The 15,704-nt window shown below is 33.4% G+C and carries 15 protein-coding genes, 1 tRNA gene and 1 pseudogene; 10 read left to right on the top strand and 7 right to left on the bottom strand.

Features of this window, described 5'->3' with window-relative positions; genetic code table 11:
• Positions 1-688, top strand: a 688-nt coding sequence (locus tag BLP44_RS21795) for a T9SS type A sorting domain-containing protein (RefSeq protein WP_139159230.1), incomplete at its 5' end; no start/stop codon positions are given.
• A 472-nt stretch (positions 689-1,160) separates the two neighbouring features.
• Here BLP44_RS21795 and BLP44_RS21790 read toward each other — a convergent pair.
• From BLP44_RS21790 to BLP44_RS21760, 6 genes and pseudogenes are all read right to left on the bottom strand, one after another.
• Complete coding sequence (locus tag BLP44_RS21790) at positions 1,161-1,430, bottom strand: Arm DNA-binding domain-containing protein (protein ID WP_211516899.1); 270 nt, start codon at positions 1,428-1,430, stop codon at positions 1,161-1,163.
• 291 nt (positions 1,431-1,721) lie between these two features.
• A tRNA-Tyr gene (locus tag BLP44_RS21785) sits at positions 1,722-1,802 on the bottom strand.
• 457 nt (positions 1,803-2,259) lie between these two features.
• Positions 2,260-2,646: pseudogene (locus BLP44_RS23035) on the bottom strand (TlpA family protein disulfide reductase); the annotation flags it as partial.
• A gap of 18 nt (positions 2,647-2,664) precedes the next feature.
• On the bottom strand, positions 2,665-3,426 hold the full coding sequence (locus tag BLP44_RS21775; protein WP_008467816.1) for a DUF4369 domain-containing protein: 762 nt from the start codon (positions 3,424-3,426) through the stop codon (positions 2,665-2,667).
• A gap of 262 nt (positions 3,427-3,688) precedes the next feature.
• Entirely contained in the window at positions 3,689-4,129 is a 441-nt protein-coding gene (locus tag BLP44_RS21765; protein ID WP_008467814.1) for a KTSC domain-containing protein, read from the bottom strand.
• 417 nt (positions 4,130-4,546) lie between these two features.
• Positions 4,547-4,792, bottom strand: coding sequence for a hypothetical protein (locus BLP44_RS21760; protein ID WP_008467813.1), 246 nt, complete (start codon positions 4,790-4,792; stop codon positions 4,547-4,549).
• Between the two features lie 86 nt (positions 4,793-4,878).
• Between BLP44_RS21760 and BLP44_RS21755 the strand changes: the two genes are divergently transcribed.
• From BLP44_RS21755 to BLP44_RS21715, 9 genes are all read left to right on the top strand, one after another.
• Complete coding sequence (locus BLP44_RS21755) at positions 4,879-5,421, top strand: hypothetical protein (protein WP_091136242.1); 543 nt, start codon at positions 4,879-4,881, stop codon at positions 5,419-5,421.
• On the top strand, positions 5,421-5,567 hold the full coding sequence (locus BLP44_RS23030) for a hypothetical protein (RefSeq protein ID WP_008467810.1): 147 nt from the start codon (positions 5,421-5,423) through the stop codon (positions 5,565-5,567). Before BLP44_RS21755 ends, BLP44_RS23030 begins: the two co-directional genes overlap by 1 nt.
• Positions 5,568-5,649: 82 nt before the next feature.
• The gene (locus tag BLP44_RS21745; RefSeq protein WP_091136238.1) at positions 5,650-5,883 is read left to right on the top strand and encodes a hypothetical protein; all 234 of its coding nucleotides are present in this window, start codon (positions 5,650-5,652) and stop codon (positions 5,881-5,883) included.
• A complete protein-coding gene (locus tag BLP44_RS21740) occupies positions 5,873-6,253 on the top strand; it encodes a YchJ family protein (RefSeq protein ID WP_091136234.1) in 381 nt (126 codons plus the stop codon). Before BLP44_RS21745 ends, BLP44_RS21740 begins: the two co-directional genes overlap by 11 nt.
• A gap of 106 nt (positions 6,254-6,359) precedes the next feature.
• Positions 6,360-7,478: a vWA domain-containing protein gene (locus BLP44_RS21735; protein WP_008467804.1), complete on the top strand. Its 1,119-nt coding sequence runs from the start codon at positions 6,360-6,362 to the stop codon at positions 7,476-7,478.
• 190 nt (positions 7,479-7,668) lie between these two features.
• Positions 7,669-9,132, top strand: coding sequence for a magnesium chelatase (locus BLP44_RS21730; protein WP_091136230.1), 1,464 nt, complete (start codon positions 7,669-7,671; stop codon positions 9,130-9,132).
• 271 nt (positions 9,133-9,403) lie between these two features.
• Positions 9,404-10,258 (top strand): EamA family transporter, encoded by an 855-nt coding sequence (locus BLP44_RS21725; RefSeq protein WP_091136227.1) that lies wholly within the window; start codon positions 9,404-9,406, stop codon positions 10,256-10,258.
• Between the two features lie 449 nt (positions 10,259-10,707).
• Positions 10,708-11,994: a Glu/Leu/Phe/Val family dehydrogenase gene (locus BLP44_RS21720; RefSeq protein WP_170830266.1), complete on the top strand. Its 1,287-nt coding sequence runs from the start codon at positions 10,708-10,710 to the stop codon at positions 11,992-11,994.
• 294 nt (positions 11,995-12,288) lie between these two features.
• Entirely contained in the window at positions 12,289-13,512 is a 1,224-nt protein-coding gene (locus BLP44_RS21715) for a sterol desaturase family protein (RefSeq protein WP_066034186.1), read from the top strand.
• 125 nt (positions 13,513-13,637) lie between these two features.
• Here BLP44_RS21715 and BLP44_RS21710 read toward each other — a convergent pair whose 3' ends face one another.
• On the bottom strand, positions 13,638-15,236 hold the full coding sequence (locus BLP44_RS21710) for a DUF6377 domain-containing protein (RefSeq protein ID WP_066034187.1): 1,599 nt from the start codon (positions 15,234-15,236) through the stop codon (positions 13,638-13,640).
• Positions 15,237-15,704 lie beyond the last annotated feature (468 nt).

The raw sequence follows: 15,704 nt of genomic DNA, 5'->3' as shown, positions 1-15,704 counted from the left end.
GAATGGGGCCACTTATACCGCTTCGGGGAATTACACCTATTCTTTGGGATGCGACACTAAAACCTTGGCATTGACGATCACCAATTCTACAAGTTCTACGCAGACTGAAATCGCTTGTGATAGCTACACGTGGCCTGTAAATGGCATTACTTATACTACTTCTGGAAATTATACGTATTCTTTGGGATGCGAAACTAAAACTTTAGCATTGACCATTAACAATTCTTCTTCAATTCTGAAAACAGTAGCATTAAATTCTGGAATCTTAACTTCGGATCATTCCGGAGCCATCTACCAGTGGTATAAGTGTCCCAACACGCCGCTGGCAAATGAAACTGGCCAATCGTTTAAACCATCAGCCGTTGGAGATTATAAAGTTGAAATTACTGTTGCAGGATGTACGGCTGTTTCCGATTGCATTACGGTAAGCACTTTGGGGCTAGACGATTTCAAAACAACTGATTTTATAATGTACCCTATTCCAAGCAAGGGAATTTTAAATATCGTCACCAAAAATGATGGAAATTACAGCATAATAGACGGTGCAGGAAAAATTGTGAAATCAGTAAATCTAAATGCAGACATTCTAAATACAATTCACTTGGAAGATCTTGCAGATGGTGTTTTTTTAATTAAAAATACAGACCGCAATTCATTTAAAGCCCAGAAATTTATTTTGAAAAAATAAGGTAATTTGCCAGATGCCCTTCCAGCCAATTGCTCTCTCGTACATTTGCTGAAAATCAGTAATTTATAGTAGGGGCCGAATAAAATAAAACAGCCTTCAGGCTGTTTTTTATTTTATGGCTTTTTTGTGCAAGTTCTTTGCCGGTTAATTTCAGTTTTTTTGTTTCTCTTTGGCCAGCCAAAGTGGAATCAGTCAGATCGGTTGTTTTATTTAAATTGTCTGATATTAAATAGTTAGTTAGAGTTTTTCTCTTTTTATTTTTTTTAAGATTGTTTTATTTTGATTTTGGTCGGTGAGGTGGGATTTGGAAGAGAGTGGGATATATTTTATGGCTAAGAGTTTGTAGGTGAGCTATTTGTTGCTCCCTTCTCCAACAAGCGCCTCCATTTCATCATTATGCTTCTGGAATTCTTCCAGCAACTTAACCTTTGGCGCTGTCCTTCCCAAGGCCTCGTCCATAATTTCTCAGCGGTTATGGTTTGCCGCTGTACATCATTTCGGTTTTGATTTCATTGATTTTTAAAGTCAGCGAATCCAAAAAGAAGTTCAGCGACTTTGCATCTTCCTTTGAGCCGACCGCTTTTTCGAACCTTTGGCCCCATCGTGTATTATCCCATCTTCTCTTAGTTGAACTTTCTCTGCGGATACCGTCAACTGTTATTCTGAAATACAGGATCCATTCTCTACGTTCTATTCTGGGTCTTTTTAAAAAGAATCCCAAACCAAAACTGCTTTCCAACAAAATCCTACTTTTTAAATTAATAAATGTAGAATAATATCACTGTCAAATCAAGTCGTTAATCACGTTAACCCCTGTAATATAAGGGATTTTTGCTGTTTCTGGTGCACTTTTCTGTGCGTTGGAAAGTGCACCGATTTTGTACCTTTAATTTTGTGGACATTTATAAATAGTGAAAATAGGCTTAAAACGAAAAAGACCCGCAAATCGTTGAATTTGCAGGTCTTAAGACATTTTTTGTGGCTTTTTGAAAAGTTTGAAAACTTTAAGTTTTCTGGCTTTTCAGCCGTTCCGTGGGGAGAGCAGGATTCGAACCTGCGAAGTTTTCACAGCAGATTTACAGTCTGCCCTCGTTGGCCGCTTGAGTATCTCCCCGAATCTCTAGCGTTGCGCTTATTGTTCTAAGCGGTTGCAAAGATAGGAACGTTTTCTACATTTCCAAACAAATAAAGGACTTAATTTTAAGTTATTTTAAGGTTATTTTTTAATTCATTGGAATTGAATAAAATAAAAAACTTTCAAATTGTGTTTTTTAAAATTTATTTTTTGGAATAAGAATATTCTTATTACGTTTTTTGGCTTTCTGTTGTAGATTTTTCTTTAATAAAACTTCTAACCATTACTTTTATTGATGTTTTGAGTGAATATTAAAGAGGAAACAAATTATTAGATGCTGTTTGAAATAGGGTTTATTCTATTTTTGTAAACATTATATTTTAAATCAGAGTTGCTACTTCATTTTGATGAAATTTTACTTTTAAATGGCATATTTCTCAAAACAACAAAAAAATCTCCACTAGGGAGATTTTTTTGTTTTATTTTAAATGTAGAATTATTTAGCTAACAATTCTTGGATTTTTGCTTTAAGTTCAGCACCTCTTAAGTCCTGAGCTACGACTTTTCCTGATGCATCTAGAATGAAAGTTGCAGGAATAGACTCAACATTATATTGTTTTGCAATTGGCTCATCCCAAAATTTAAGATTTGAAACATGAGTCCAAGTCAAACCGTCTTTTGCAATAGCTTCTTTCCATTTTGCCGCATCTTTATCTAGTGATACTCCAACAATGTTTAATCCTTTAGAATGGAACTCTTTGTATAGAGCTACTACATGAGGGTTTTCTTGTCGGCATGGTCCGCACCAAGAAGCCCAGAAATCTACGATAGTTACTTTGCCTAAGCTTTCTTTAAGCGAAACTACTTTTCCTTCCGGATTTGGAGCCGAAAAATCTGCTCTTCATTTAGCGCTGCCTACTGGTGGAGCTGTAGCACCAACAGACGGCATTTTTGCTTGACCAAATCTAGTTTTGATTTCTTTTCCAGGAGCAGTATTCTTTAAAGACTCATCCAAACCATTGTAAAGTCCTTCTAATTTTTTCATGTCAGCTGTTGGATCATTCAATAAACTTTGGATTATTAAAGCTGTAATGAAAGATTTAGGGTGACCTTCAGCATAAGTTAAATATTTCTTTTTGCTGCTTTCTTGTACTTCTTTCTGAATTTCCATATATTGTTTCATCAAGCCATTGATAACTGCTGTATCTTGCGCTTGTTGAGCTTGTTTCATTTTTTCATTGTTCTTTTTTTGGAAATCAATTAAACTTTTTTGAGTTTTATTCATTTCTTCCATGAAAGCAAAATACTCGTCGTTGTTGTAAGTTCCAGAGATTTTAGATTTGTGGATACTATCTTTATCAATAGCAATATTAATTTCTCCAGTTTCAAGGATGAATGGGATAGGACCATTAGCACCTTGTAAAATTAATGTGTGGAAAGCTGGTTCTGTAACTTTTCCTTTTATTTCAAATTTTCCGTTTTCAACTTTTACTGTATCAAGAGAAACTGGCATTCTCGTAGCAGGGTCCTGACCTTGTAAGATGATAGTTTTTCCGTTTTCAATTCCTGTAGCAGTACCTGTAATAAGGTATTCTCCATCTTTAACTTTGCTGCAAGAAATGATAGCCGCAGAAGCTGTAAGTACAAAAAGTATTTTTTTCATTATAAAAAATTAATTAGTTAATTGATTTGTGTGACAAAAGTATCTAAAAATATAAAACATACAGAATTTTGTAACCTAAAATTTTGTTATAGTTTTTTTAGTCTTAAAACGCATGAAATCAGTATGTTTGTTGGCTTGATTTGATGAGAAACTCTTAATGTGGAACATATTTGAGAGATCTCTATTCAAATTTTTAAATTTTTGGCATAAAAAAAGCACTCGTTTAATAGAGTGCTTTTTTATAAAATATAGTGTTATAAAACTATTCTTGATTTGTTTTCTTTCTCCAAGTAAAAGCATTTAAAATATGTCTTTTTGCAAATCTTGCAGGAGAATCAGCATTTACCATTTTCACGTAAGTTGCTTTAGGAACACTGATGTATTCATAGACACTTCCGTTAGAAAAGTCAATAATCAAACGCCCTTCAACATATTTAAAATCTGTGATAGAACAAGTCGAAATTGTTTCTGTGTATTCAGGTAAATTAAGTTTAATAGTATCAGGGTGAATACTTACTAAAAAGTGGTAAGCTTCGATAATCGTTTTACTTTTTTCTTCTGCTTCTTTTAAACCAGCTTCATTTCCAACAAATTTATCAGGATGAGATTCTTTCATCGCATTACGATAAATTGTTTTTAAATCTTTTAATTCTGCAGTTTTGTCTACGTTTAGTAACTTGCGGTATTCAACTATTTTTTTCATAAATAAAGGTAACTACTTGTCTATTAGTTTGAAATCGTTCTTTTTTAGTTCAAATCGACAAATTTTTTGCAAAGGTACACTTTTTTTTAACTTTTTAGTTTTGATGTAAAAAATATTCAAGAAAGTTGGGGTATTAAAACATTAACTGAATAGTGGAATCGTTTTTTTTACCGCAAAGTACCCAAAGTACGCAAAGAACGCTAAGATTTTTTTTACCGCAAAGCACGCAAAGAGCACAAAGTTTTTTTAAGCAAAATGTTCATAAACATTAAGTTCGCAAAGCTTTATGTATACAAAGCTTTGCGAACTTAAATCTTCTCAATTTATAACACTCAGAAAAAATAAACTTAGCGTTCTTTGCGTTAAAAAAAAGCGTTCCAACAAAACATGAAACTTGAAACCTGAAACAAAATAAATCTATTCCGGTTTATGATTGGCCTTATCGAAGTTTCTTGATTTTTTAGGATATTTATCATAGCTCATGTCGCTTGGATTTTCGATAACCGATTTTATGGTAATCCAATCGCCGACATTAAATTTCGCTTGAACCATTTTATAGTCTAAAAGATATTCTCCGCAGAAATAATTATTATTTTCATCTTTTTCGATAATGCCGGTAAAAACTCCTTTTTGCGGCATTTTTTGTTCTATATCTTTAGACATGATTTTTTTGTTTTGAATTAAGAAGCAAAGGTAAGCAATTTAGGTTTGTTTTAGGGAGTTCGCCGTAATCTGAGTATATTTGCAGCATGCAGAAAAACTTTAAGCCACATCCTAATTCTTTTAAAAACACTTTTTGTGCTTTTAACGAAGTACTTCCAGATGCCATAAAAGGTTTTAAAAAACAGTTTGAAAGCAAAGCAGGAAGTACCTATTATTATACGGAAGAAGGAATGTATCGCGTTTCTAATCATTGGGGAAGACTGGCCAATAGTAAGTGGCGCTTGATTGCCCGTGATCCTGAAACAGAATCAAAGACTAAAATTGGTTTTGCAAAATGGACAGAATTTTATCCTGATAATGCAACTGATAAACTGTATTATATAGAAGCCGATTTTGAAAAAAATCTAGCCAATTATCAGCATAAAAATAATCCTGAATATGATGGAAAAGCGGTGTTGAGAACAAGTGCTGAAACCACAAAAAGATTAAAACAGATTAGAAATCTGCAACAACTGACCAATTGGGCAAAGCATTTAGATTATGATGATATTGATGATTTACGAAAACAGCTTATCAACGAATTAATTTTTACTGAAAAAACTTTGGAACAAATTAAAAGAGAACTATAATGGGACGCAATAACGAAAAAAACATCAAAAAGCACAACGATAAATTGCACAAAGCCCAAGCAAAAGCCAAACAAGCAGAAATTGCCCGAAAAGAAAAATTAAAAGAAATCGTGAAGAAATTCAACGAAAGTAAAAACGAAGAGTAAAATATTTGTTTCAGGTTTCAAGTTACAAGTTAACGAAGCGAAACTCAAACTTGAAAGCTGAAACAAAACAAACAATAAACAAATGAATAGTAAATTCGAAAACCTAAAATCAAACGTACAGGAAATCATTGATTTGATTGCTGCGAAAAACGACAGAGAAGCAAACAACAAATTGTTGGAAGTAAGCGAAACATTGGATGAAATGATTGATTTTGCTGAGGAGGATGAAGAAGTGAGAGAAATTACCCGTTATCAAGTTTTGCTAAATCAGCTTCATGTAAAAATTAATGGAGAAGAACCAGTCGATGGAGAGTAAAAAATGTTTCTGCGATACAGGACTGTTATTTAAAAACTGTTGCGGACTGTATCTAAATGGCGGTCAAAAAGCGCCTACAGCATTGGCTTTAATGCGTTCCAGATATTCGGCATATGCCACTCATAATGCCGATTATTTGATGGAAACTACTTATGTTTCGGAAAGAAAGTATTATTCAAAGCCCGAAATTTTAAGATGGGCAGTTTCCAATAAATGGCAGAAATTAGAAATTCTAAGCTTTTCAGAAAACACAGTAGAATTCAAAGCTTATTTTTTAGATTCAGATAATAAACCGCAAGTGCATTATGAATTTTCTACTTTTAAATTCGAAAATGAGGCTTGGTATTATTTGGATGGAAATTTTGAATAATTATTACATCTAACACTGTTAGTTGAGATTTTTGGTTAAATATTTTAACTAAAAATTAATAAACGTTTCGTTTTTCATAATTCCAAAAAGATGTAATTTTAGATTTATGAAAAACGAATTTAAAAAAGGCTTTTATTTTAAGACTTACGAAGCTCCTTTTCAGTCTCCGTTTGACAAACTTTTTACGATTTTTAAAGAGTTGATCACCCATACTTCGGGTGATTTTGACGAAGCCATCAACTGGCTTCGGGAACTGGACAAAGAATACAAACTTACCGACGAGAACTATACTATTGACGATTTTATCGAAGACCTTAAGAAAAAAGGGTACATCAGAGATGAAGTAAAAGGTGATGGAAGTTCTGGTTTTGGCATTACAGCAAAAACTGAAAGAGCCATTAGACAGCAAGCGTTGGATCAGATTTTTGGAAACTTGAAAAAGTCTGGAAACGGAAATCATAAAACAAAATATGCTGGAAGCGGCGATGAACACACAGGAGAATTCCGCGAATATAATTTTGGAGACAGTTTAGAGAGAATCTCATTAACGGAAAGTCTTCGAAATGCTCAAGTCAATAATGGTGTAGAAAGTTTTATGCTGACTGAAAACGATTTGATTGTAGAAGATGCTCAGTATAAAGCTCAAATGAGTACCGTTTTAATGATCGACATTAGCCACAGTATGATTTTGTATGGCGAAGACCGAATTACTCCTGCAAAAAAAGTTGCTATGGCTTTGGCAGAATTAATCACAACAAGGTACCCAAAAGATACACTAGATATTTTGGTTTTTGGTAATGATGCCTGGACCATTCCGATAAAAGATTTGCCGTATTTGCAAGTTGGACCATATCATACCAATACAGTTGCGGGATTGCAATTGGCGATGGATATTTTGCGAAGAAAACGCAACACCAACAAGCAGATTTTTATGATCACTGACGGAAAACCAAGTTGCGTCCGCGAGCGAGATGGTTCTTATTATATGAATAGTAATGGTTTGGACGAATACATTGTCGATAAATGCTATACTCAAGCACAACAGGCAAGAAAACTCCATATTCCGATTACGACTTTTATGATTGCGAGAGATCCGTATTTACAGCGTTTTGTAAATCAGTTTACTGAGGCTAATCAAGGGAAAGCATTTTATACCGGAATTAAAGGTTTGGGTGAAATGATTTTTGAGGATTATGAAGCAAATAGGAAGAAGAGGATTAAATAGGGTTGCTAGGATACTAAGGTTCTGAATAGCAAAGTAACAAAGAGACAAAGTGATAAAGGTTTCTTTTGAAGATGAATATAAGCAACGAATATCGTAGAGACGCACTGCAGTGAGTCTAACCTATTAATTGTCATGCTGAGCGGAGTCGAAGCACACATCAATAAACAAACAAAAACTATATTTCAACACAATGGAAATAAAAACTATAAAGACATTAGGTCAATTAAAAGCCGCTGGATATAAAAGTACAAGCATTAAAGACGAATTGCGAAATAATCTTCGTGAAAAAATCAAATCGGGAAAACCTGTTTTTGAAGGTGTTCACGGATTCGAAAATACCGTAATTCCAGAATTGGAACGCGCAATTTTATCTCGTCATAATATCAATTTGTTGGGACTTCGCGGACAAGCGAAAACGCGTTTGGCTCGTAAAATGGTCGAATTATTGGATGAATATATTCCGTTTGTGGAAGGTTCAGAAATCAATGACGATCCGTTACATCCGATTTCTCGTTTTGCAAAGGATTTAATCGCAGAAAAAGGAGATGAAACGCCAATTGCATGGCTGCACAGAAGTGAACGTTTCTTCGAAAAACTTGCCACTCCAGATGTAACGGTTGCCGATTTAATTGGCGATGTTGACCCAATTAAAGCAGCAAATTTAAAACTGTCTTATGCAGACGATCGCGTAATACACTTCGGAATGATTCCAAGAGCGAATCGCTGTATTTTTGTAATCAACGAATTACCCGATTTGCAAGCCAGAATTCAAGTGGCATTATTTAATATTCTGCAAGAAGGCGATATTCAAATTAGAGGTTTTAAATTGAGAATGCCTCTCGATATGCAGTTTGTTTTCACAGCAAATCCGGAAGATTATACCAATAGAGGAAGTATTGTAACGCCTTTAAAAGATAGAATCGGTTCTCAGATTCTGACGCATTATCCAGAAAGTATCGAAATTGCAAGAACGATTACAGAACAAGAATCAAAATTAGATAAAAACCAAACCGACGTTGTTTACGTTCCGAGTTTGGCCAGAGATATTTTAGAGCAAATCAGTTTTGAAGCCCGAGAAAGCGAATACATCGACAATAAAAGTGGTGTAAGTGCCAGAATGAGTATTACAGCTTTCGAAAATTTAATCAGTACTGCAGAACGCCGTGCCTTAATTTCTGGTGTTGATAAAACCACTTTGCGTTTGTCTGATTTTATCGGAATCATTCCAGCCATTACAGGAAAAGTAGAATTAGTTTACGAAGGAGAGCAGGAGGGAGCTGATGTTGTAGCGGAAAGTCTGATTGGATCTGCGATTAGAACTTTATTCCCAGAATATTTCCCTAAAATAGAAAAATTAGAAAAGCCAGACGAAAAAACACCATATTCTGATATTGTAGAATGGTTTTTCGCGGAAAGTGGATTTGAATTATTAGATGACGCTTCTGATGCAGAATACAAAAGTATTTTAGATGAAGTAACGCCGCTGGATGAATTATTAAAAAAATACCAGCCACAATTAGCAAAAGAAGATATTTATTTTATGAAAGAATTCATCCTTTGGGGGTTGGTTGAATATAAAAAACTGAGTAAAGACCGTTTTGCAAAAGGAAATCAGTTTAGAGATATTTACGGAAGTTATATTAGTAAGTTCTAAAAAATGAGATGAAGTTTTTGTTTAACACATAGAAACATAGTTTTTACAAATTGAGAAAAAGGCGTTTCACTAATTTAAATTCACATAGCTATGTGTTAAAGCTTGCTTTTTTTGCAATCTTAAACAGAAAAGAATAAAATCTATGATTCTATGTGTTTAAATTAAATTTTATTGAATTGCATTAAAACTTAATCTGGTCTAGCTGGTTTTTTAAAACTGGCTGGACTTTTTTATTTTGCAATACTTACTTTTACAATCCAAATATAAATTTATGTTGTTTCTTATTTTAAGCATCTTATGCAGTGTTACAGTTGGCGTTATATTCAAAATTTCAAGAAAATATAATGCTAATCCTTCTCAGATAATTTCATTCAATTATATAGCGGCAATTGCACTTTGCTATTTCACTTTTAGTCCAAATCTCAAAGAATTAGATCATAATGCGCCATTAGAAATTTATACTTCTGTTGGAATTTTACTTCCAATATTATTTCTGTTTCTCGCACTTTCTATAAAATATATGGGAATTGCAAAGACAGATGCTGCACAAAGATTATCATTGTTTATTCCGATTTTGGCGGCTTGGCTGTTATTTAATGAAGGATTTAATAGTTATAAAGTTATTGGAGTTTTAGTTGGTTTTGCAGCACTTTTATTTATCTTAAAAAAGCCATCAGACAACGCAGAAAACAAATGGATTTATCCAGCAACAGTTTTACTTGGTTTTGGAATAATAGACATTCTTTTTAAGAAAATAGCTTTGTATACTGTAGTTCCTTATACAACATCTTTATTTTTTGTTTTCTTAATTGCTTTTGCCGTTTCTATTGTAATCGTGCTGTATAAGCTATTTATAGCGAAAGAAAATTTTGTTCTAAAAAGCATTCCTTTCGGAATATTGGTTGGAATTTTCAACTTCGGGAATATATTATTCTATTTAAAAGCGCATAAAGCATTTTCAGAAAATCCATCGACAGTTTTTGCCGGAATGAATATGGGGGTAATTATTTTAGGAACTCTTATTGGCGCTTTTTTCTTCAAAGAAAAACTATCTAAAATAAATATTTTGGGACTGTTTTTAGCTCTTATAGCGGTTGTTTTTATATTTTTATCGCAATTGCAGTAATTTTTTTTAGTTTGTAATCCTTTAATTTACAGCTGTTTTTGTAAGTAAATTGAAAATGTTTTAAATTAACTCTACTAATTCTATAGAATTTATAAATATAATTTTGTAGCTTTGTTTCAACAATGAAAAACTATAGTCAAAATATAAGAACGTCTTTTCCATGCTGCTTTGCGATGTGCTGCATGATGAATCACGTTTTGAAATGGCGTTAATAGAGAAAGTACTTGTTAGTTATTTTTTTTTTTAGCCTTTCATTGCACCATGAAAGGCTTTTTTTTGAATCGTTAAAAAATCAAGATATGAGAACCAACAGAAATATGAAAATTTTGATGCGCCGCTGCTTAATCAAGATTCCGTGTTGCAACTAGGAGCCAGTATAAAATAGACACAATCTTCAGAGAGAAGGTTGATAAACATAAAAAATAACCCAAACCTAAAAACTATATAGTATGAGCTCAGAAATTATAAAACACAATCCGTTTCAATCTATGATTGATCGCTTTAATATCGCTGCAGATATTTTGAATTTAGATGAATCTATTAAACAAAAACTGCAGCGCCCAGAAAAACAAATTACGGTAAACTTTTCTATCACTTTAGATAACGGAAACGTTCAAAATTTTGAAGGATATCGTGTGATTCACAATACCGCTTTAGGACCTTCAAAAGGAGGAATCCGTTATGATACCGGTGTTAATTTGGATGAGGTAAAAGCACTTGCCGCCTGGATGACCTGGAAATCTGCTGTAACTGGAATTCCATTTGGTGGAGCAAAAGGCGGCATTATTTGCGATCCTAGAAACCATTCTAAAACTGAATTAGAAAAAATTACAAGAGCTTACACCAAAGCTTTAGCTGATATTTTCGGACCAGAAAAAGATGTTCCTGCACCAGACATGGGAACAGGTCCAGACGAAATGGGATGGCTGATGGATGAGTTTTCAATACTGCACGGAAGACCAATTCATGCGGTTGTAACAGGAAAACACCTTCATTCTGGCGGATCTTTAGGTAGAGTAGAAGCAACGGGAAGAGGCGTAAGCATCATTACGATTTTGGCGCTTCAAAAATTAAAAATCAGACCGGCAAGAGCTACAGCAGCAATTCAAGGATTTGGAAATGTTGGATTACACTCTGCTTTATTTCTGCATGAAAAAGGAGTGAAAATTGTAGCAGTAAGCGATGTTTCTGAAGCATTTTATAATCCGAACGGAATTAATATTCCTGAACTGATTTTGTATTACAATCTGAATAACAAAACCATAAAAGGATATCCAAATTCAGTTGCTATAAAACATGAAGATTTATTGCTTTTGGATGTTGATGTTTTAATTCCAGCTGCTAAAGAAGATGTTATTACGCACAAAAATGCAGGCGACATTCAAGCCAGAATTATTGTTGAAGGTGCTAATGGCCCAGTTGCTTCAGATGCAGATCAGATTTTGCATGATAAAAATATATTAGTTGTTCCTGATATCTTAGCCAATGCAGGCGGTGTGACCGTTTCTTATTTCGAATGGCTTCAGAATTCGCTTTTGGAGTCTTGGAGAATCCATCAGATTAATAAACGTCTGGAGGATATATTAGAAAAAGGTTTTGAAACTGTTTTTAGAGTGGCAGTAAAACACAATGTAACGCCTCGTATTGCTGCTTATATTATTGCTTTGAAAAAAGTAGCCGAAACACAATCGGTAAAAGAAGTGGCTTTGGAAGCTCCTTTGTTTAAGCAGAATTAAATCAGGTTTATTTCGTAAAAGATCATTTTCGTTGATTACGTTTTTTGTCTGCTGAAAACGGAATTGATGGAAATGTCTTTTTCGTTTGATTATTAAAAGAAAATTATTAAACACATAGAAACATAGTTTTTGTTAGTCTATAAAGGCGTTTCACTAATTTGAATACACATAGCTATGTGTTAAAGCTTGCTTTTTTTGTAATCTCAAGAAGAGGAAAACAATAAAAATCTATGTTCCTATGTGTTAAAATTATATTACCCAACATAATTTTTAGAATCGAAAAGCATCACATAAATGAAAAACATCAATTTTCTAGCATTTGCTATGCCGGCCTTTTTTCTTTTTTTGTTTTTAGAATATAAGCTTGCCCAACGCAGAAAAAGGCCTGAAATTTTTAATTATGAAAGTTCCGTTTCCAATATTTCCATCGGAATTGCAGAACGTTTGATTAACCTATTTGTTGCGGCCAGCTTTTATCAGTTGTATTATTTGATTTATGACGATTATAGAATATTTGAGATTCCGAGCAATGCCTTGGTTTGGTTTGCACTAATTCTAGCTACTGATTTTGTCTGGTATTGGTATCATAGATTAGGCCATGAGGTCAATTTTTTCTGGGCGGCACATATTGTTCATCATCACAGTGAAGAATTTAATTTTACGGCTGCGGCCAGAATTACTACATTTCAAGCTATCATCAGAACGGGATTTTGGTGTGTGCTACCTTTAATCGGTTTTCATCCAAGTATGGTGATTACCATGCTGATTGTACATGGTGCTTACTCCTTTTTTACGCATACCCAGCTCATCGGAAAAATAAAATGGTTGGAATATGTTTTTGTAACGCCTTCTGTTCACGGAGTGCATCATGCTTCTGACGAAAAATATCTGGATAAAAACTATGGCGATATGTTCACTTTTTGGGATCGTCTTTTTGGAACTTTCCAGACTGAAGAAGAAAAACCAAAATACGGATTAACGCATCCGCTGAAAAGCTATAGTTTCTTGTGGCAGCATTTTCATTATTACTTCGAAATCTACGAATTATGGAAACGCTCCAGCGGATTCAAAGCCAGATGGAATGCCATTTTTGGTAGCCCTGCCGATATGGATCAGGATATTCGTCCGATTCTCGAGAAACGTTTTCTGCAAGATAAAGCAGCTCCAAATCAGAGACTTCGATTTAAAAATTACCTATATATACAATTAGGCATCTGCACGCTTATTTTAACTGTTTTCACTTATTATTTTGATTATTTGGACTTGTATGATAAAGTTTTTGTGCTTTCGCTAGTAATTATAACCTTAATCAATTGCGGAGCTCTATTAGAACAACGAAAATGGATTTATTATCTTGAATATACTAGGTTAGCGATGATTTCGACTTACTTTTTATATGAAGAAGATTTAATCGCATTTTTCTTTGTTCCGATTGCTGCTATGATTTTTGCAGAACAATTGTTTTCACTAAGTACCATTTATCAAAATACCATTTTGCAATTGGAATCAGGGGAATAACTTTTTTTAGCCACGAATTCACGAATTATTTTTTAATATCTATTCGCGTAATTGTTGCTTACAAATTTCACGTATCATTTTCAATAAAAATTCGTGAATTCGTGGCTAAAAAAAAACTTAGCAGCTTAGATTGTCTTAATCTCCATAATCTTCTGCTCAAAAGTATCTTTAAAATCAGATTTGCTTTTAATTCTGGTTTTGTACGTGTAAATGGTAGCTACAGAAAGTTCCAGAAATTCAGCCATTTGACTGCTGTCTTGGATTCCTAACCTGTATAAAGCAAAAATTCGTAATTCGGTATTCAAAAGCTCGCCTTTTTTGACAATGCATTTATGATCGTTTGGGAATAATTTATTGAAATCCGTTACGAATGTAGGGAACAGCTTCAAGAAGATTTCATCGAACTGATGAAACAGATTTTCTCGTTCTTCCTTAACATTATAACGTTTCAAACTCGCAATAACTTCATCTGTTTTTTTGGTGATGATTTTATGAAGCGTACTTTTCTGGATATGATCTATTTTATTGATGAAAGCCGAAGTAGCTTTGATAAAATAAGTAATATATTCTTCTTTAATTGCATTGGCTTCGCTCAAACTCACATTCATTTCCTGCAATTGCAAATACGAATCGGCCATGATTTTTCTCGCTTTATTTTTTTCTTTTAATTGCTTGAAAATGATGCCGAGAAAAACAAAAATAATAACCGTTAAGATTGTCAAAAGAATAATAATTTTCTCCAGCTTATCATTCTTATCCTTTACATTATTTAGCTGTGCTTTTTCGATAATAGGTAAAATGGACGAAATCTCAATTTTTCGATGTCTTGCATTATAAAAAGTGGCATCATCCATTGCGATGTTGATATATTCGTTTGCTTTATCCAGATAACCCATTTTAAAGAGTTCGTTGGCTAAATTTCGAAGTGCTACGGTTTCTTTCGTAGCGTTTTTAACATCGGCAATTGCGGCGAGTGCCAGGTATTGAATGGCTTTTTTGGTATAACCTCTTTCGGAATAAATATAACCAAGGCTCGAAGTTGCGATTCCATAATAGTCTGGAGGCAGATTATAGTTGTTAATCCAATAGCTGAAAGCAAATTCGGCGCCTCTCCAGTCTTGTTGTTTCAAGCGTTTCAAACTTTCTGCCGCCCAATATTCATTGGTATTTGTTCCGATTAATTCTAAAGCTTTTTTAAGAAAATGGTTTCCTTGCTGTATATAATGAATATTAAAACGCTGATCACTGCTATAATCGGCCAAATCATAATAAGCACGCGCTTTGATGCTGTAATATTCAAATTTATTTTTGATCTCTAATTGGCTTTCATCAACCACATTTAAAGTATCAATTGCTTCTTTAAAAAGTCCAGAAGAAAGGAGGACGAAGCCTTCTTTTATTCGGCTTTTGGCTAAATGTTTTGGGTTTTTTAAAACTTTTGCTTTGATTTTTGCCTGATCTAAATAATAATACGCCGAATCATATTTAAAAGATTTGTATTCGTCAAACAATGACATATAGCAATTGTATAGTTCTTCATTATTCTGACTAAGGGTAAACTTTGATATATTTTTCTTTAAAGATTCAATTTTTCGATATTTCTGTTTCAGATAAACCTCTTTTTTCAAGAGCGCTTGATCTAATTCTTCTAAATAAGGATTTGTCTCTTTTGCAGTAAGAGAAAAAATGCCTAGGAAGAAAAACAGCATCCATATTCTTTGCATGATTTGTTTTGGTTTAGGGAAAAAGGTTGGTTGATAGATATAATTAGTTAATAGGTTTTAAAAATAAGAATAAGTTTGAGATTAAGCTAAACCTGTTTTTTAAGTGTTGTAAAATGTTTAATAACATCGCTTTAAAGGGGATTTTCAGGGTGAAAATAAGCTGTAAATGTTAAAAACAGGTAATTTATTTGCAATTATACAATAAAAAGTGGTTATATATATGCATATTGAAAAAAATATACTTATTATTTTACATATTGTCATTTTTACCATTTAAAAACCGCTGCTTTTTATCTTAACACCATCTTGATTTTTTGTTTATGTTTAAAATTGTAAACGGTTAATTTTTAAATACTTAAGTGTTTTATTGTTTGAATTTCATCTTGATTTTTCTCAGATTTTTTTTTTAGGATTTATTTAAGGTCTAGTTTCGCTGTATCCTTTTGAAGGGGATAACAAACTAACGAA

The organism is Flavobacterium anhuiense (genome assembly GCF_900101855.1).
Lineage (GTDB): Bacteria > Bacteroidota > Bacteroidia > Flavobacteriales > Flavobacteriaceae > Flavobacterium > Flavobacterium anhuiense.
Note: the sequence above shows the minus strand (reverse complement) of the source record. Positions and strands in the feature narration are given on the sequence as shown.